Raw genomic sequence first — 18,156 nt, forward strand, 5'->3', positions numbered from 1 at the left:
AGCTATTCACAACCGGGTCTGCAAGGCTACTGAAAGCTTCCCTCTCTATATTCAGCAGCCTCAGCGGACGGATAACCGGGACCACCCGGAGACACGCCTGATGAGCGAGCTTTTTTACAACGCTGTGCCGAATGCGACCCGCGTCGCCCCGCCGCTGCCCGAGCCTCGGCAATACCCCAGCGAAAAACCGTCACGGGTCTACCTGTTCGGAACCTGCGTGGTGGATCTGTTCTACCCGGACGCCGGGATGGACGCGATCCACCTGCTAGAGCGCGAAGGCATTCGTGTCGAATACCCGCAAGGGCAAAGCTGCTGCGGGCAACCGGCTTACACCTCGGGTTACACCGAACAGGCCCGCACCGTGGCGCGCTCGCAACTGGCGTTGTTCGCCGGGGATTATCCGGTGGTGGTGCCGTCGGGGTCTTGCGCGGGCATGTTGCGCGAACACTACGCCGACTTGTTCAAGGACGAACCGCAAACGCTGAAACAGGTTCAAGCCCTCGCGGCACGGACTTATGAACTGGCCGAGTTTCTGCTGTTTGTCTGCAAGGTGCAGCTCAAGGACAGCGGCGAACCGGTAAAAGTGGCGTTGCACACGTCGTGCTCGGCACGTCGTGAAATGAACACCCACCTGCACGGCCGTGAGTTGTTGGCGCAGCTGAGCAATGTGGAGCGAGTCGACCACAGCCACGAAAGTGAATGCTGTGGCTTTGGTGGGACTTTCAGCGTCCGTATGCCAGATATTTCCGGCGCGATGGTGGCTGACAAGACCCGAGCGCTGAAGGAATCCGGCGCGCACAAGGTACTCAGTGCCGACTGCGGTTGCCTGATGAACATCAATGGCTCGCTGGAGAAACAGCAGGAAGCGTTGCGCGGTCAGCATCTGGCCAGTTTCCTGTGGCAGCGTACCGGAGGTGTTCTATGAACGCTTCCGCGATTATTCCTACGGTTGCCGTAGAAGAAGATTTCCGCACCCGTGCTCACAAGGCGTTGGGTGACAAGCAACTGCGAAATAACTTTCGCACGGCGATGGATTCGCTGATGACAAAACGGGCAGCGTCCTTCAGCGATGCCCATGAAAGAGAACATTTGCGAGCGCTGGGTAATGCTGTCCGCGCCCGTGCTTTATCCAAGTTGCCCGATTTGCTCGAGCAGCTTGAACAGAACCTGACCCGCAACGGTGTGACAGTGCACTGGGCGGAAACGGTGGACGAGGCCAATGGCATCGTCCTCTCGATCATCCGCGCTCACGAGGGGCGGCAAGTGATCAAGGGCAAATCGATGGTCAGCGAAGAGATGGAGATGAACCATTTCCTCGCTGAACAGGGCATTGAATGCCTGGAATCGGACATGGGCGAGTACATCGTCCAGCTCGACCATGAGAAGCCTTCACACATTATTATGCCGGCGATCCACAAGAATGCCGGTCAGGTCGCGTCCTTGTTCCACGACAAACTTGGCGTGGAGTACACCAAGGACGTTGACCAACTCATTCAGATCGGTCGCAAGGTCTTGCGGCAGAAATTCTTCGAAGCGGACATCGGCGTCTCCGGCGTCAACTTCGCCGTGGCCGAAACCGGCACCTTGCTGTTGGTGGAAAACGAAGGCAACGGGCGCATGACCACCACGGTGCCACCGGTGCACATCGCCGTCACCGGCATCGAAAAAGTCGTGGAAAACCTGCGGGACGTTGTGCCGCTGTTGTCACTGCTGACCCGCTCAGCCCTCGGCCAGCCGATCACCACCTACGTCAACATGATCTCCGGCCCGCGCAAAGAACATGAACTCGACGGCCCGCAGGAAGTGCACCTGGTATTGCTCGATAACGGTCGCAGCCAGGCGTTTGCCGACAGCGAATTGCGTCAGACCCTGAACTGCATCCGCTGCGGCGCCTGTATGAATCATTGCCCGGTCTACACCCGAATCGGCGGCCATGCCTATGGGGAGGTTTACCCTGGGCCTATCGGAAAAATCATCACCCCGCATATGGTCGGCCTGGCGAAAGTCCCCGACCACCCGAGTGCGTCTTCGTTATGCGGCGCTTGCGGTGAAGTCTGCCCGGTAAAAATTCCGATCCCTGCATTGCTACGTCGCCTACGGGAAGAGAACGTCAAAGCGCCGGACAGCCCGCATCAAGTGATGCGCGGCCAGGGCAGCAAGTACTCGCGCAAAGAACGCTTTATCTGGAACGCCTGGGCGAAGCTCAACAGCTCGCCAACGCTCTATCGCCTGTTCGGCTTCTTCGCCACTCGCCTGCGCGCGCTGACCCCGAGCAACGTCGGCCCGTGGACCCAGAACCACAGCGCCCCGAAACCCACCGCCCGCTCACTGCATGACATGGCCCGCGAGCATCTGGCCAAACAGGGAGACCGCTGATGAGCGCCAAGCAAAATATCCTCGGCAAATTGCGCAATAGTCTGACAGGCACCACGCCGGTCGCTGACAATTTCGATGTCGAATTGGTGACCGAGCCCTACTCCTACACGCCCGAGCAACGCATCCCGCAGCTGCGCAAATTGATGGAAGCGGTGCACACAGAAATTCATCTGACGTCCAGAGAAGGCTGGCCCGCATTGCTCGCACAACTGCTGCGGGATCGCCAATTGCCAAGCCTGTTGATCGCGCCGACAACACCCCACGGTCAACGTGTCACTCAACATTGGGCGAATAATCCTGACCTGCCTGCGCTCAAAGCCTACAACCGCCCGGTCGAGGAATGGAAAGCCGAGTTGTTCAATGACACCCCGGCAAGCCTGACCACCACACTCGGCGCGATCGCCGCGACAGGTAGCCTGATTCTCTGGCCGACGCGGGAAGAACCGCGCCTGATGAGCCTGGTGCCGCCGGTACATTTCGCCTTGCTCAAGGCCAGTGAAATCCGCGACAACTTCTATCAGGTGCAGCAGGAATTTGAATGGGCCCAAGGCATGCCGACCAACGCTTTGCTGGTCTCCGGCCCATCGAAGACTGCCGACATCGAGCAGGTACTGGCTTACGGTGCCCACGGTCCTAAAGACCTGGTCGTTCTGATCCTGGAGGACCAATGAGTCTACCTGTGGCTTTCCTGCGAGATGCGCAGCAACTGATTCCTGAAACGCGACGTTTCGACGATCCGCTGTCGACCTTGGCCTTCGGCACCGACGCCAGTTTCTACCGGTTGATTCCGAAACTGGTGATCCGCGTCGAGTCCGAAGACGAAGTGGTGGCGCTGCTCAAACTGGCGCAACGGGATAAAGTCCCGGTAACCTTCCGCGCCGCCGGCACCAGCCTGTCAGGCCAGGCCATCAGCGATTCCGTGCTGATCGTGCTGGGCGATAACTGGAACGGTCGCGAGATTCGCGGGCAAGGAACACAGATCCGTCTGCAACCGGGCGTGATCGGTGCCCAAGCCAACGCCTGGCTGGCACCGTTCGGCCGCAAGATCGGCCCAGACCCAGCGTCGATCAACGCCTGCAAAATCGGCGGCATCGTCGCCAACAATGCCAGCGGCATGTGCTGCGGCACAGCGCAGAACACCTATCACACGCTTGCCGGAATTCGTCTGGTGCTGGCCGATGGCAGCCGTCTCGATACCGAAGACGCCGCCAGTGTGGCGGCCTTCCGAGAGAGCCACGCCGAGCTGCTGGAACGTCTGGCGACATTGGGCCGCGAGACCCGCGCCAATGCCGAACTGGCTGCGAAAATTCGCCACAAATACCGTCTGAAAAATACCACCGGGCTGTCACTCAATGCGCTGGTGGATTTCGACGAGCCTGTGGATATCTTGAGCCACCTGCTGGTGGGCTCCGAAGGCACACTCGGGTTCATCAGCGCGGTGACCTACGACACGGTAATCGACCACCCGAACAAGGCGTCGGCGCTGATCGTGTTCCCGGATGTAGAAACCTGCTGCAATGCAGTCACCGTGCTGAAAAGCCAACCTGTATCGGCGGTGGAACTGCTGGACCGTCGCAGCCTGCGCTCGGTGCAGGACAAGCCCGGCATGCCAGCTTTCGTACAACAACTGTCGACCAATGCCTGCGCCCTGCTGATCGAATCCCGCGCAGCCTCTTCCACTTTGTTGCAGGAACAACTGACGCAAATCATGGCGTCACTGACGGGTTTCCCGGTGGAGAAGCAAGTCGACTTCACCGAAGACCCGGTGGAAAACGCCCGGCTCTGGGCGATCCGCAAGGATACCTTCCCTGCCGTCGGCGCGGTGCGCAAAACCGGCACCACGGTGATCATCGAAGACGTGACCTTCCCGGTGGAACAGCTGGCCAGCGGCGTGAATCGCTTGATCGAGCTGTTCGACAAACATCACTACGACGAAGCGATCCTTTTCGGACACGCCCTGGAAGGCAATCTGCACTTCGTCTTCACCCAAGGCTTCAACAGCGCGGAAGAAGTCGCACGCTACCAGGCGTTCATGGACGACGTGGCGCAATTGGTGGCCGTTGAATTCGGCGGTTCGCTGAAGGCCGAACACGGCACCGGTCGCAACATGGCGCCCTTCGTCGAACTGGAATGGGGTAGCGACGCTTGCCAGTTGATGTGGCAGCTCAAACGCCTGCTCGACCCTAACGGCATTCTCAACCCGGACGTGGTGCTCAGCGACGATCCGCAGATCCACCTCAAGCACCTGAAACCGCTGCCCGCCGCCGATGAGATTGTGGATAAGTGCATCGAGTGCGGTTTCTGCGAACCGGTGTGCCCGTCGAAAGACCTGACGCTGAGCCCACGCCAACGCATCGTGATCTGGCGTGACATCCAGGCGAAGAAACGCGCCGGCACAGATACCGCCGAGCTGGAGCAGGCCTACGAATACCAAGGCATCGATACATGCGCCGCCACCGGCCTGTGTGCCCAACGTTGCCCTGTAGGAATCAACACCGGTGAGCTGGTGAAAAAGCTCCGCGGCCGTAAAGCAACGCATACGAAAACCGCCAACTGGATCGAGGGTAATTTCGCCACCGCGCTGCAAGGCGCACGCTTCACCCTGCACGTCGCCAACGGTGCACGGATGCTGCTGGGGGCGCCACGCCTGGCGAAACTGTCGGCATCGCTGACGCGGCTGTCCAAGGGGCAGGTTCCGCAATGGACCAACGCCATGCCGCAACCGGAAAGAGCCATTCGCTTCAGCCCGACGGTGTCGGATGAACGGCCTCGGGTGGTGTACCTGGCGGCCTGCGTGTCGCGGGTCATGGGCCCGGCGGCGGGTGATAAAGAGCAAATGTCGCTGTATGAAAAAACCCGTGGCCTGTTGGAAAAGGCCGGTTACCAGGTAGTTTTTCCGGACAATCAGGACAACCTCTGCTGTGGTCAGCCATTCGCCTCCAAAGGCTACGCCGAACAGGCCGAACACAAACGCCAGGAACTGATCGGCGCACTGCTGCACGCCAGCCGAGGCGGGCTCGACCCGATCTATTGCGACACCAGCCCCTGTACCTTGCGGCTGGTTCAGGACTTGGGCGAGGTGCGACTGGACCTGTACGATCCGGTGCGTTTCATCCGCACTCACTTGATGGATCGTCTCGATTTCACCCCCCAGGAAGCCCCGATCGCGTTGCACGTCACCTGCAGCACGCAGCATCTCGGCGAGAGCCAGGCGTTGATTGATCTGGCGCGCAAATGCAGTAAAAACGTGGTCATTCCGGAAGGCATTCACTGCTGCGGTTTTGCCGGGGAAAAGGGCTTCACCACCCCGCAATTGAATGCCCATTCGTTACGCACGCTGAAGGACGCGGTACAGCATTGCAGCGAAGGGATTTCTACCAGTCGCACTTGTGAAATCGGTCTGACGCAACACGGCGCAATTGACTACCACGGTCTGGTCTATCTGGTCGATCGGGTGACCCAGGCCAGGGCGACCTAAGAAAAATAGAACCCTGACGCAGTGCCGCAGTCCACTGATCAAGTCCCGCAAGCGTGGGACCTTCCCCCAAATTGGCAGCCCGTCCTGATGGCCAGCGATGCCTGCCCTTCAGTTCAAGGAGATACACATGAAACGCTCTGTACTGTTAGGTCTGTTCGTTACTGCCTCACTGCTGGCGTCTCCCTCGTTTGCCGCCGAAGACCTCTGTGCGGTCAACTTGAAAACCATCGAAAATGCCAAGTCACAGACTCCTCCAGAGATGACTGATCAGGTAATGGAAAGCGTCACGAAAGCCAAAGCCGATCAGGCAAAAGGCACCAAGGAAGGGACTGATGATTGCATAGCCGAGACCGAACAAACGATCCAGCAACTCAAGAACGCGAACAAAGGCGGGAAGTAATCCAGCACAAGGCCAACCTTCGGCTTGGCCTTGTGGCCCCCCGGCACCACCCAATATGAAGCAAACCAAAACCCGCCAAATGCGGGTTTTGTTGCATCTGGAGTTTGGTCATGCGTGCACCGCCCGCGTCGCGGTGAAAAAACTCGACGCCCTGCCCAAATCCGTGGGAGAAGTCCATAGGAGCGAGGCCTTGCAAGAGGCCACCAGTGAAAAGAGGCACGTGTGCTCCTTTGCTTCTATCAAACAGTTTATTCATAGCCCTTCTGCCAAAACCGAATTACTGCGCAGCGACGTAGTCTTTTAAGTAGGCCCCATCAATCGTGGCTTATTTTCCGACCTCGGCCGAGCCGCCCGCTCATACGGCAGCACCGAGATCATCAGTTCAAGGAGATATCCATGAAAAGTACCGCACTCGCTGGTCTGTTCATTTCTGCTGCGTTGTTGGCCTCTCCCGTATTGGCTGCGGACAACAACCTGTGTACGAGCAAGCTGCAGGAGTTCAAAAACAAAGTGACTTCACTGCCGGCGACCTCCACAAACACCGCAATGGAGATCAAAAGGCTGCTGTCCAGCGCCGAAGCTTCACAAGCCTCTGGGGACGACAAAAAATGCGTCACCGAGGCCACACAGGGATTGTCACTCGCTAACCAAGCCAACCCATAACCTGCGATGGACAACCTTCGGGTTGGCCTTCTGAGCCGTGTTGGCGTACACTGCGCGTGCTTGTTGCTCACTTTGATTCACAGAGCACCAGGCTCGGGGCCGTTTAGGATTCGACGCCGGTTGCGAAACTTTAGGTGCATGCCGAGTTGGTAACAGAACTCGTAAATCCACTGTTGCAACTTTCTATAGTTGCCAATGACGAAACCTACGGGGAATACGCTCTCGCTGCGTAAGCAGCCTTAGCCCTTCCCTCCTGGTACCTTCGGGTCCAGCAATCATCAGGGGATGTCTGTAAACCCAAAGTGATTGTCATATAGAACAGAATCGCCGTGCAGTACGTTGTGGACGAAGCGGCTAAAACTTACACAACTCGCCCAAAGCACCCTGCCCGTCGGGTCGCTGAGGGTTAACTTAATAGACACGGCTACGCATGTAGTACCGACAGCGGAGTACTGGCGGACGGGGGTTCAAATCCCCCCGGCTCCACCACTTCATCATCTAAAGACGTCCACGGACGTCTTTTTTTGTGCCTGAAATCCAGTGAATACGGGGGTTTCAGGGCTGCGGGAGGCTTTCTAGGTTATTTGAGTTCCAGGCGATTTGGTATTCCCAATGGTATTCCCGGCTACCCGGCGTTAATCTTGGGAATACCAAAAGGTGTCATGGAGTACTTCTCATGTGCGCTCAAACCACCCGCCTCTCCGACCGCCAGCTCAAGGCGGTCAAACCGAAAGACAAGGATTACGTCCTCACCGATGGCGACGGGCTCCAACTGCGAGTCAGGGTCAATCGCTCGATGCAGTGGAATTTCAACTACCGGCATCCCGTCACCAAGAATCGAATCAACATGGCACTCGGCTCTTATCCCGAGGTTTCTCTTGCGCAAGCCAGGAAGAAAACCGTTGAGGCCAGAGAGCTGCTTGCGCAGGGCATCGACCCCAAAGCTCAGCGCAATGAGCTGCTGGAAACCAAACGGGCTGAAACGGAACACACCTTCGAGAATGTGGCCACCGCCTGGTTCGAATTGAAAAAGGATTCCGTCACACCCGCGTATGCCGAAGACATCTGGCGCTCACTCACGCTGCATGTATTTCCGAGCATGAAATCAACGCCGTTATCAGAAGTGAGTGCCCCGATGGTCATCAAGCTGCTTCGTCCGATTGAGGCCAAAGGCAGCCTCGAGACGGTTAAGCGAGTGAGCCAGCGCCTTAACGAGATCATGACCTACGGGGTCAACTCCGGAATGATCTTTGCCAATCCTCTCAGCGGCATTCGAGCGGTATTTAAGAAACCCAAGAAAGAAAATATGGCCGCGCTGCCACCTGATGAGCTTCCGGAGCTCATGATGGAAATCGCGAACGCCAGTATCAAGCGGACGACCCGCTGCCTGATCGAATGGCAACTTCATACCATGACCCGCCCCGCCGAGGCGGCCACCACTCGATGGGCAGATATCGACTTCGACAAACGCATCTGGACCATCCCTCCGGAGCGAATGAAAAAGCGGCGTCCGCATACAATCCCGTTGACCGAACATGCACTCTCATTATTGGAGACGCTTAAACCCCATAGCGGCCACAGGGAATATGTGTTCCCGTCAGATAGAAACCCGCGCACCCACGCGAATAGCCAAACAGCCAACATGGCGTTGAAGCGGATGGGTTTCCAGGACCGCTTGGTCAGCCACGGCATGCGCTCCATGGCCAGCACAATCCTGAACGAGCATGGATGGGATCCGGAACTGATCGAAGTCGCGCTGGCGCATGTCGACAAGGACGAAGTTCGGAGCGCCTACAACCGGGCGGATTACATCGAACGTCGGCGCCCGATGATGGCCTGGTGGAGTGAACATATCCAGAAAGCGGCTACCGGCAGCCTGTCAGCGTCGGCCATCAATCAAACCAGGGACCGCAAGGTGGTGCCGATACGCTGACATCACGGCGACAGTTCATGCCATCCGTGTAGTGGAGCTTGCCAGCGCTTCTTCGGCCAAGCCCCTGAGTATGGGAAGGCTCCGCATTCCCATACCCAGGGGCTCACGCTTAAAGGTCTATCAGGCAACCACGGCTTTTGCCTTTCTAAGGCGGATCAACCCTGCTGTTAACTCGTAGTAGTAGACGGTAGCTGGAGCTGAGCATCGCAGGTAGTGCTCCAGAAACCATCTCACGTGCTTTTCTCTCCAGGACCAGGGAGTCGCGCAACCCCAGCGTTCACGAATCACCTCGTGCATCCTTTCTGCTTGCCTGATGTGCCGCTGCCGCGTGGCATGCGCACCTTTGAGCACAGGGTTCAGAAACAACGCTATGTCGAACTCAGACGTCATCGCCGACCTCCGATGTAGGCACTCACCACATCGATGCGGTTATGTCCCAACTCGTGGCTGATCTGCTTACGGGCTCGTTGATCAAGTGCTCGATCCTCTTGATGAACACGACCGCCATTAACGGGTGCAGGAAAGCCGATTAGCTGCTCATAGCGCTCACAGGCGTAGGCCGCCCGCAGCTCATGAAAACCTTTCAATCCATACTCATGCAGGATGTCCCGTGCCGGTCGCACAACTGCCTGCATAAAGTCTTTATAGCTTTCGTCGGGCGCCAACAAATTCCGGCTGCCATTGGGTGAGGTCGCGCTGGCCCAACCCAGGGCATCGCGAACTTGATCCGTTGCCGTAATCCAGCGCGGTGCCGAGGCCCCTGATCGACCACCTTTGGTGCCATCCTGGATGTTGATCTTGCCCAGTTGCCGAACCTCACGTTGCAGTCGGGGCAGATCGGCCAGGATCGCTTCGCGCAGGCGCATACCAGTCTCACGGGCGAGGAGCACAATGGCACTCACCCTCGATTGCTGACGATCTGACAGCGCCCGCGCGATCAACTCGACCTGCGCACGGTCTTGGCCTTGCGGAGCCTCACTACGCACGCTTGAGCGCTGCAAGCCCAGCGCCTTACTCGGACTCGGGATTTTGACGTACTGATCACCGCGTAGCGCGGCCATCGTTTGGTTCACGCTGGACAGTCGGTTCTGCGCGGTGGCAATGCCGACGTTGCCCTGATCAACCTGCTCCCGCACGTGGACGGCGTACCGCATGAGGATCTCGCGGTCTATCTGGCGCGCGTCGTTGACCCTCGGTCCTTCATCGGATCGACACCAATGCACGAACGCCTGCCAGCGATCACTATGGGCTTTGACGGTAGCAAAATGGCCGTCGCCAAACAGGTCTTTCAGTGCTTGCGGTCCAGCATAGCTAAGCTGGCGACCGAAGCCGAAATTGCGCCCCGCTCGCTTACCGACCCGAGCCATTTTTCTGTTCCTGATCGACTGCCGCGAGATCATGCAAAAGGGCTCGCCAGTGCGCACTTACAATCGCGAACTGAGCCCAATCAGTCGGGCGAAAACACAGCGTGTTGTCGGTGACGTAAAGATGCGCACCCTCCTCTTTCAACCATTGAATAATGGCTGTCGTAGAGGCGATAGCTTTACGGGTGGTGGCGACACTGGCGACAGCGGCGACAACCCTTGTCCTGCCTGGTTTTGAGCGTGGCGACAAAGTGGCGACAGTAGCGGCGACAAATCGCGCTTTGGGCTCCTTTTGACGCTGAGCCAGATGGTTGCGCAGCGCTTCATCAAGATTAAACATGGCGCACCTCGAAGGTGTGGCCATCAGTGATCAACCACTGATGATCAATCAACTCGACCAGCAGCTTGGCGGCATGACGACTGCTCTTGCGGGCAAAGCGGGGACCGTTGCGATTCAATTCACGAATACTGAAACGCTTCCAATCTTTGACCTGTAGCCATCGCAGCAGCCGGTCTGCCTCCTCTTTTACTCGACACACCGGCTCCTGCTCAGTCAGGCGCTGGATCTCGTTGAGGTAGTAGCCGACTAAAGCGGAGGCCCGTTGGATATGGTCGACCTCCACGACGCTGCTCTCCTCCACAACTGCAAGAATGCCGGCGACGCGCAGCAGGTTATCTGCGGCCTTTGATCCGCTGGGCCGCACGCTGGCCAGCTCGCCAAACTCCCCCAGCTGAGCTTCGATAGCATCATGCAAGTCAATCCAGCGACGACGCGCCAGCGGACTGAGACTCAGCTTTGACAGCTGCAAGGCTCCGTCAGCGGAAAGTGACCAAGGCTGATAAAACAGAGCCGAAAGGCGGTGATGATAGCGCTTGAGGGCGGCGTCTTTGGACAAGTCGACAGCCTGGTAGCTACGTTGCCCGGCTAGACTGGTTGGCCAGGTCATCAAGCAGCGCCCTAGAATGCCTTGCCCCTGCAGCAACGAGTCACTGAGTAACTGCATGGCCAAATACGGTTGCAGCATCAGGTGCAGGCTCAGGCGTCGGTCATATGCTCGTAGGCTTTCGCCTGCCATAGAGCGAGCACGATCAATCGGGCTACCGTCCCAAAGTGACGACAAGGTCGTGACCGCTTTCAAACGGTTGTCCCGACTCATGGTGCTGCTGCCAAGGAATTGTCCGCCCTCGTCACAAAACAGCCCCATGCTCGGCAAATCATGGCAGAGCCCCTTGATCAGGGCCTCGATCGTCGGGTCTGTGGTGATCAGCCGAGGGGCCGAAGGCTCCGCTTCGAGCGGTACGCTGTTTGTGGGGGCGGGATCGGCAGGACTGATACGCTGCGCTTGTCGCTGTGCGGCACGGTACCGAAAGAGCTGCTCACGATAATGTTGCCACTGTTCACGCTCCCATTGGCGCGCTGGCAGCAGTGCGGATCGGTCTGCCGCGGTCTTGCGATCACCGGACGCAGCCACCGTGATCAGGTACAACGACAGGGGATAATGTCTGCCGTCGAGTTGTAAGCCCGCATGACCTTGAGTGGCCAGGGCCGAGGCGGCCAACACCGATTGCGCGGCCAGTGCTTGGGGCACGCCGATGACCTCGGCCATGCGCTCAACCGCAGGCCCAAGAATCCCACCCAGTGCCTGCACGGGATAAGGCTGGGGCACGGGGTTCGACTCAATCAACGGTCGAGGTGGTCGTGGTAGTTCAAGCTTCGGATCTAACTGCTGCATGGGCCCTCTCCTCGATCATTGCCGGTTGTCCTCACGTAGTCCCGCCACGGCTGTTGAGTGTTATCAGGGATCAAGGCCCCTGCGGCCTGTGAGGTGTTCACTGACGCGGAACGAACGGCTCCTTACGACCGGGAGCAAGGGCATGAACCCAAGAATCTGGCCTCCTTAGACGCATTCAAAGATGCGGACGGGTGGAGGCTGTGCCGACTGACGAGTTCGGCACCTAGATATCCTGGGTGAGAGAAGGCAAAGACCTAGACATCTGGGGCATGCCTGACTGTCAGTCAGGTGCAGCCTGTCCAAAAGCTGCGGCACCGGTGCCTGTGTCGTTGCGGATGGCGACGAATCGGTTTTGTCAGGCCGATTGTCACGGGGAGAGTTGCGGCAATGCCCTGTACGACGTGGCTTGCAGCAATGGTACGAGCGCCCGTCTCTTTCCTGGAGAAAGAGACGGGCGCGGTCTGGCGCAGCGAAGTGTGCCAAGAGGTGAGGTTGCTGCAATGCAGCGAGGTAGATCCATCGTCTGCCGCAGTGGGCAGATTGGTCGAGTAGGCATCCATCACTCTTGGGGAGTGACCGTGCAAGCCGCCGGACGCTAATCGCACTTGGGGAAGAACCACCACGCGAGTGGCGTAGCCTTCAAGGTTCTGGCTACCTGGGCTGGTGCTGTCAACGACAGCGATCCGTGCGCCAATTTTTATACCCACTCGAAAAGGCGGTCAAGCGTCACGGCCAATGCGCTCAGAAAGTGGCGACTGTCGCCACTTTTGTCGCCATGCTCCAGTCCGCGCTTTACGTGCGTTGTCGCCGGTGTCGCCGGTGTCGCCACCCCTATAGCCATAGCCGCACGAGAAGATCAGCTCTGACATTTGAGCGGCACTTCGATTACTAGAGATAGAGGACAGTTGCTGACGGGAACTAAAGGCGCGGCGCTAATTAGATAGGGGATGAGAACGTGGAACGCGGTGGCCCTGAGCAAATCAGGTGAACCCTCCGATCAGCGCGATCAAAGATCGCTTGATCGGAGGGTTTGGCGGGAAAAGCAAAATCCTAAACTTCAATAGTGCCTCAAGTATCAATGCCGGTTGATTGGGAAGACGAAGCCTCACGCAGCATGATCAGCGTCTGCTGCAGCCGCAGTAAAAAACCGGCCTCGAACGCTTCTTGAGGATCCTCGGGGCGATGAAGTTTTCGGTTCTGCGCCACGGCTCACCATAACGGTAGTGACGAGCATCGAGCTAAACCTCAGCACAATGAACGCCGTCCGCAATCATTGGGCCAAACTCGTTGCCCCAGGGCGTTCACATACCCGGACAACCTTTAGCGGAAGGCACTGCATAGTACTCAGTGATCGGCTGCAGACCTCGGTGGCGACGGACAGGATTCGGCCATTAGCTGAAGCTCGACCTACGACGCCAACCGGCCAAAAGACTGAGGCTGATAACTGTCTACGACACCAGGAACGATTCACTTACTTTTTTGTTTCGTGGGCGATGAGCAGGGCACGACCAGTTGTGTAAAAGCTTTCTATTAAGCTCTTGATCATGGACGTACCAGTCCCCTGAGTCCCAATCCACCCCGCATGAACCAACGAGGAAAACTCAGTATTGGTCAGGTACCTTGGGGCATTCTCGAAGGTGATCTGGCTTCCCCCTCGAGGACCTTTGGGGCCGGCAGTGCTGATCAAGAAGTTCATGTACTCTCGTGAGAGATACATCCCCTTTATAAGCTCGCCAGAAGCTGGCATCAGCCCCGTGTTGGGCACCATCTTCACCATGAAACCGTCGTCGCTTAGTCTATGGGCTTCATGAGACGCCAACGGGGCCGTATTTTTGGCCACATCCCTGAACGTATCCATTCGTGCCAACTCTTCCGAAAGTTGCCCATCGGGTCGGTAGACCATCACGCCGCCTTCGTCCTTCATGATCTTGTATTGAACGAGTACGAATAGGTCAAACAGCTCGTTGTAATAAATCAGGTCAACACCTAGCGTATGCTCGAGCGCATTCCGATTAGCGTAAATAACGGAAAGCTTTCGGCCTCCTTGCTCAAAGACCGAGATACCTCCGGCATGAACAGGCGCATCGCCTGGCCATGTGAAAAGATCGTGCTGGATCGCAGATTCTTCCTGAATATACCGGGTCGAAATTCCACTGAGGAACGACGGACTAGACGTGGGCAATGCCAACAAAATTGCCGACTGGTTTTCCTCGTCAAGATCAGACACCGCCTCGGCAGGCGGGGCCCACTCGCTGAGTACGCGGTTTCGAAGCTTGTTGCTACCCGAGAAGATATCCAACGATATACCCAGCGCCTCTCGCTCCTGAATCTGGATCTCGGCGACGCTGCCATGAAAACGCATACCCGAAAACCGTTGCAGGGAAAGGATTCGCTCTATTTCTGGTACAAGGTGAGGTCGTAGCTCTTTCACGACGTCGATTGCTGCCCCCCACGTTTTGGGCGGTATCGCCCCACCGATGCCTTGGGAAGCCTTAATGAAATATCGATGTACGACCGTGGGTAAAACAGCTTCGATCTCTGAAATTCTTATCGACTCAAGATCCAGTACCGATGAAAACTCCACACGACTTTTCGAGGTGACAACCTGATTACCCTTTTTGGCCAGACATATGTAATCAATGGTGGCTTCCGAAAACGAAAGCAGCGCGGTGCTGAATTGGCCAACGTCCCAGTCAGTCACACTCAGCGCATCGGAGAATGATTCAAAGCCTTCTCCGATTTTCCATTTGATTACATCCGCCCGACGCGACTCATCGAAGCGAACCAGCAATCCGGTATTTTTTCGTGTCATTGAGAAACCATTAGCAGTTGGACTCATACGGAGCAGAGCGTCTTCCGTGATTGCGCGACGCAGCCTTCCCTACCCTACCGCACAAAACCGCAATATTCGATCTCTGTAATGGCGCATTGCCTCTGACCTTTGTATGCTCAGACGAGCATCACCCGTGCCCGGTCCAGAACATGCGGTACACCAATTAGAAGCCAGCACTACTGCTGACTCCCGAAAGCTTGTTATTGACATGGCAATGAGGTCGCGATGGATCGTGAGGAAAAGATCACCAAGAGCCAAACGAATGTGCGGTTGAATGAGATCGGCACCGCGCGATCCCTAATCGAACTGGACAACGTCTTAACCCAGAGCATGGCGCGGCAACAGATACAGGCCATGATCAAAGAGGGAGGGCTGGACCTCATTCTGCAGAAAGTTGAACAGCTCGCTAAAACTGAAGATGAAAGCCCGGAATCCGGTCTCCTTGTTCTGGCGTTACTCGGCAGACTTTCAGCTGTTGCCCGCGGCCGCGAGAGCAGTATCTTCAAGATGCTGGCAAGCACCATCCATGCAGCCACGCTTCCTGCCCTTGAGTCATCCACCCTGGACGGCGATGGCAAGTTCTACGCAGCACACAGCCTCGCGCAACTTCGCACCTCTGATCGGGCGGACTATGTACTGGCCGAATCCGTTGCCCTGGAGACTGCTGAAAAGGCACGCAAGCAGCTCATCGAACTGGTGCTCAACAGCCATTCAACAGCAGCAAAAGCTCTAACGGCACACACCACCGCACTCGATAGCCTTATGGAAATTGCAAACTCGGAGTCGAGACTTCGCAAAGCCCGAAGGATCAGTTCCGGCTGGGTTGAGGTGATGCGTACCAGAAGCTTCGAACTGGGTGACCAGCCCGGTGAAGCATTAGCCAAATGGATAAGTGCCCTTCTTATCGGTGACCTGAGAGAAGTCGAAGAGTCACTGCTGTTCAACATCGTCGATGACGGCGTAGACATCCTGCTCAGAATTATCGAGCTGCGCTTTTCTCACGCCATGCTAGCTGATACCTACCAACTACTGCCGCGTGCAAAAGCATTGCTGGGCCGCGCGCGCTGGATCCACTACCTGTCCTCATCCAGGATGCGCCCGGCATTGAACATGTGCTTGCGAGAAGCTGCTCTGGTCCTCGCCGGCCAAGGTAAAACCGACAGTACGCTTTTGGATCTGATCCACACGATGTACCAGTCGAAAGCTCAAATGCTCAAAGAGCTAACCAACCACTTTGGAGAAGCCTTGGAGCTGGACCCGGATGTACGCCAATGGTGGATCACCGGTGGCTCGGTCAGTAGCAGTCGCCGGACAGTTCACAAGGTCGGCAATACCGAAGACCAGATGATTGGTGAACTGCTCATTGAAGTCTTAAACACTGAACCTTCAATGCACGCATTGAGGCGCACTGTTGCGCCCATGTTGGAAATCTCTGACCCAGTTACTGCTTCCAATGTCATCAGCGCCGCCGCCGGCTACGCCGAAATCGCGCAAACGGCGTTGCTATTGGCGCGCATGCGAAAGCTAAAAAAGACTGAACTGAAGGGAATGGTTGTCGAATTCAATCCTTTGCAGCATGAGCTCCTCAGCGACACCAGCCAAGGGGTAAGAGAAGTGCGCGTGGTTCGTGACGGCGTGCAGAAAGATTTTGGTGGAAGCATCAAAACGCTAGTAAAGCCCAGGGTCGAGCCATTGGCCTAATCAACAGGAAGGGGAACATCGATGGACCGGATCGAAGCTAAGATTCTCATCAACAATCTATTAAAGCGCATCAAACAGATAGATGCTGAGCAGTATGAATTACCTGGAGTTTTAACGACCGGCGAACTCGACGCCCTCAATCTAGCACTGGCAGTTCTTGGAGGGGCAACTTCTCCTACTTTAAAACCTACGGCAACTCCTCCGCCTGCTGCTACTGTTTCCTCACCGCCTTCCATCGTCCTCAACCTCAGTATCTTCGAACTCCCACAACCCTCCCTTAAAGAGCGTCTCTGCCTCGATTTCGGCACGGCCATGTCCAAGGCAGCCCTTGTCTTGAGCGGCATAGACGAAGATGACGTCGAGGAAATTCATGTTCTTGAGCTGGGGAAACCTGGAGACCAGCGCGAAGTCAGCGACACCATGCTCATATCCTCTTTGTACATTGATAACAGCGGACTGATCTGGTTTGGGAAGAAAGCACTGGATCGCTCGTTAGTTGAAGGTGGTAACGGCGAAAGAATGCGCATCGACAACGTGAAACGATTTTTGTCTGAGCGCGCAATGCAGACGGATGTATCTGCAATCTACAACCCCACTCAGACACAACTGAAGATGGGAGACCTATTACTGGCATATCTGATGTTCATGACCTGGGCTGCCAACTCGGACGCTGCAAAATATGGTGTTCCCAGAAACATCAAACGCCGCTTCGCGATGCCTTGTTTCAGCGCTGAACAAAGTCGAGAGGTTGAGGGGACGCTTCGAACACTGCTGGGACAGGCTCAGGTTCTGGCCGACACCTTCGGGGATTCGCTGCATCAGGGGCTTCGCGTAGAAGACTTCGAGGAGGCTACGAAACAGCTTCGCTCGGTATCTCGCCAGTACGACTTCGTAACCGAAGCCCTCACTGAACCCTTGGGCGTTGCGAACGCGATATTGAGCACCGACAGCAATACCCGACGCCTTACCCTTATCGTTGACGTCGGAGCTGGCACGAGCGACGTGAGTTTGTATCGGTTGCATGTGGACTCTGACAGCGGCGTACGCCAGGCCTTGGAAGCCAAAGGCGCTGCCAGGGGAATTCCGCTGGCAGGCAACCATCTTGATCGAGCCCTTACTGAGCTGATCCTTAGAAAGGCAGGCGTGGGTTCAGACAATCCACGGAACGTAAATATACGCAGCAACCTAGCGCTGAATATCCGCGACTACAAAGAGGCGCTGTTCATCGGTGAAACCCTCACCGTCAGATTACTGGATGGTCAGGTCGTTGATATCGAAATCAATGAGCTCATTGAGCTGGCAGCAGTCCAAACATTCCGAAATGAACTAAGACAATGCCTGGTGGACACGCTCGAAACAGTCGATGAGAGCTGGGTCGGTGTTGCCAGCAGAGAAGGCTTAGCCGTCATTCTCACTGGTGGGGGATCGAAACTGGCAATGGTTCAGGAGCTCACCTCCGGCCAACTTGAGGTCAAAGGAAGGACCATTCGCCTGCTGCCAACCGCCGCCTTTCCGGATTGGCTGAGAAGAGAATATCCCGCTCTAGAGGATGACTTCCCTCGAATTGCCGTCTCTCTCGGAGGAGGCCGTGAATCGCTAATTCATCATCAACTGGCGCAAGTCACCGCTGGTGATGTCCTCAGTGCTCCGGTGCTCGATAGATTCTGATTGAACC

16 protein-coding genes and 1 other RNA gene are annotated in these 18,156 nt (G+C 56.8%); 11 read left to right on the top strand and 6 right to left on the bottom strand.

Annotation, left to right across the window (positions count from 1 at the left end; all coding sequences use genetic code 11):
* The first annotated feature begins 100 nt into the window (after nt 1-100).
* The 9 genes from IC37_RS08195 (at nt 101) to IC37_RS08235 (ending at nt 8,850) form a co-directional block, all read left to right on the top strand.
* Complete coding sequence (locus IC37_RS08195) at nt 101-925, top strand: (Fe-S)-binding protein (RefSeq protein WP_030128097.1); 825 nt, start codon at nt 101-103, stop codon at nt 923-925.
* Nucleotides 922-2,376 (top strand): LutB/LldF family L-lactate oxidation iron-sulfur protein, encoded by a 1,455-nt coding sequence (locus tag IC37_RS08200; RefSeq protein WP_030128098.1) that lies wholly within the window; start codon nt 922-924, stop codon nt 2,374-2,376. The genes IC37_RS08195 and IC37_RS08200 overlap by 4 nt, the downstream gene beginning before the upstream one ends.
* Nucleotides 2,376-3,047: a lactate utilization protein gene (locus IC37_RS08205; RefSeq protein ID WP_030128099.1), complete on the top strand. Its 672-nt coding sequence runs from the start codon at nt 2,376-2,378 to the stop codon at nt 3,045-3,047. The genes IC37_RS08200 and IC37_RS08205 overlap by 1 nt, the downstream gene beginning before the upstream one ends.
* The gene (locus IC37_RS08210) at nt 3,044-5,854 is read left to right on the top strand and encodes an FAD-binding and (Fe-S)-binding domain-containing protein (RefSeq protein ID WP_030128100.1); all 2,811 of its coding nucleotides are present in this window, start codon (nt 3,044-3,046) and stop codon (nt 5,852-5,854) included. The genes IC37_RS08205 and IC37_RS08210 overlap by 4 nt, the downstream gene beginning before the upstream one ends.
* Nucleotides 5,855-5,981: 127 nt before the next feature.
* On the top strand, nt 5,982-6,254 hold the full coding sequence (locus IC37_RS08215) for a hypothetical protein (RefSeq protein WP_030128101.1): 273 nt from the start codon (nt 5,982-5,984) through the stop codon (nt 6,252-6,254).
* Nucleotides 6,255-6,309: 55 nt separating this feature from the next.
* Complete coding sequence (locus IC37_RS08220; RefSeq protein WP_030128102.1) at nt 6,310-6,558, top strand: hypothetical protein; 249 nt, start codon at nt 6,310-6,312, stop codon at nt 6,556-6,558.
* A 92-nt stretch (nt 6,559-6,650) separates the two neighbouring features.
* The gene (locus IC37_RS08225) at nt 6,651-6,917 is read left to right on the top strand and encodes a hypothetical protein (protein WP_030128103.1); all 267 of its coding nucleotides are present in this window, start codon (nt 6,651-6,653) and stop codon (nt 6,915-6,917) included.
* Between the two features lie 95 nt (nt 6,918-7,012).
* Nucleotides 7,013-7,406, top strand: a transfer-messenger RNA (tmRNA) gene (gene ssrA / locus IC37_RS08230).
* Nucleotides 7,407-7,593: 187 nt separating this feature from the next.
* Entirely contained in the window at nt 7,594-8,850 is a 1,257-nt protein-coding gene (locus IC37_RS08235) for an integrase domain-containing protein (protein ID WP_030128104.1), read from the top strand.
* A gap of 120 nt (nt 8,851-8,970) precedes the next feature.
* Here the strand turns inward: IC37_RS08235 and IC37_RS30400 are convergent, their stop codons facing one another.
* The 6 genes from IC37_RS30400 to IC37_RS08265 all read right to left on the bottom strand — a co-directional run bounded on the left by IC37_RS30400 (nt 8,971) and on the right by IC37_RS08265 (nt 14,759).
* Nucleotides 8,971-9,240 (bottom strand): hypothetical protein, encoded by a 270-nt coding sequence (locus tag IC37_RS30400; RefSeq protein WP_030128105.1) that lies wholly within the window; start codon nt 9,238-9,240, stop codon nt 8,971-8,973.
* The gene (locus IC37_RS08245; RefSeq protein WP_030128106.1) at nt 9,237-10,217 is read right to left on the bottom strand and encodes an integrase domain-containing protein; all 981 of its coding nucleotides are present in this window, start codon (nt 10,215-10,217) and stop codon (nt 9,237-9,239) included. Before IC37_RS08245 ends, IC37_RS30400 begins: the two co-directional genes overlap by 4 nt.
* Nucleotides 10,201-10,554 carry a hypothetical protein gene (locus tag IC37_RS08250; RefSeq protein WP_030128107.1) on the bottom strand — a complete coding sequence of 118 codons (354 nt, stop codon included), beginning with the start codon at nt 10,552-10,554 and terminating at the stop codon, nt 10,201-10,203. Before IC37_RS08250 ends, IC37_RS08245 begins: the two co-directional genes overlap by 17 nt.
* Entirely contained in the window at nt 10,547-11,947 is a 1,401-nt protein-coding gene (locus IC37_RS08255; protein ID WP_030128108.1) for a YfjI family protein, read from the bottom strand. The genes IC37_RS08250 and IC37_RS08255 overlap by 8 nt, the downstream gene beginning before the upstream one ends.
* A gap of 1,068 nt (nt 11,948-13,015) precedes the next feature.
* Nucleotides 13,016-13,153, bottom strand: a complete 138-nt coding sequence (locus IC37_RS08260) for a hypothetical protein (protein ID WP_256580685.1) — start codon at nt 13,151-13,153, stop codon at nt 13,016-13,018.
* Between the two features lie 265 nt (nt 13,154-13,418).
* On the bottom strand, nt 13,419-14,759 hold the full coding sequence (locus IC37_RS08265; RefSeq protein ID WP_014719969.1) for a hypothetical protein: 1,341 nt from the start codon (nt 14,757-14,759) through the stop codon (nt 13,419-13,421).
* 246 nt (nt 14,760-15,005) lie between these two features.
* Here IC37_RS08265 and IC37_RS08270 point away from each other — a divergent pair, with 246 nt between their 5' ends.
* The gene (locus tag IC37_RS08270; protein ID WP_030128109.1) at nt 15,006-16,481 is read left to right on the top strand and encodes a hypothetical protein; all 1,476 of its coding nucleotides are present in this window, start codon (nt 15,006-15,008) and stop codon (nt 16,479-16,481) included.
* Between the two features lie 21 nt (nt 16,482-16,502).
* Nucleotides 16,503-18,149 (top strand): hypothetical protein, encoded by a 1,647-nt coding sequence (locus IC37_RS08275; protein ID WP_014719971.1) that lies wholly within the window; start codon nt 16,503-16,505, stop codon nt 18,147-18,149.
* Nucleotides 18,150-18,156 lie beyond the last annotated feature (7 nt).

It is taken from the genome of Pseudomonas sp. QTF5 (assembly GCF_000512695.2).
GTDB lineage: Bacteria > Pseudomonadota > Gammaproteobacteria > Pseudomonadales > Pseudomonadaceae > Aquipseudomonas.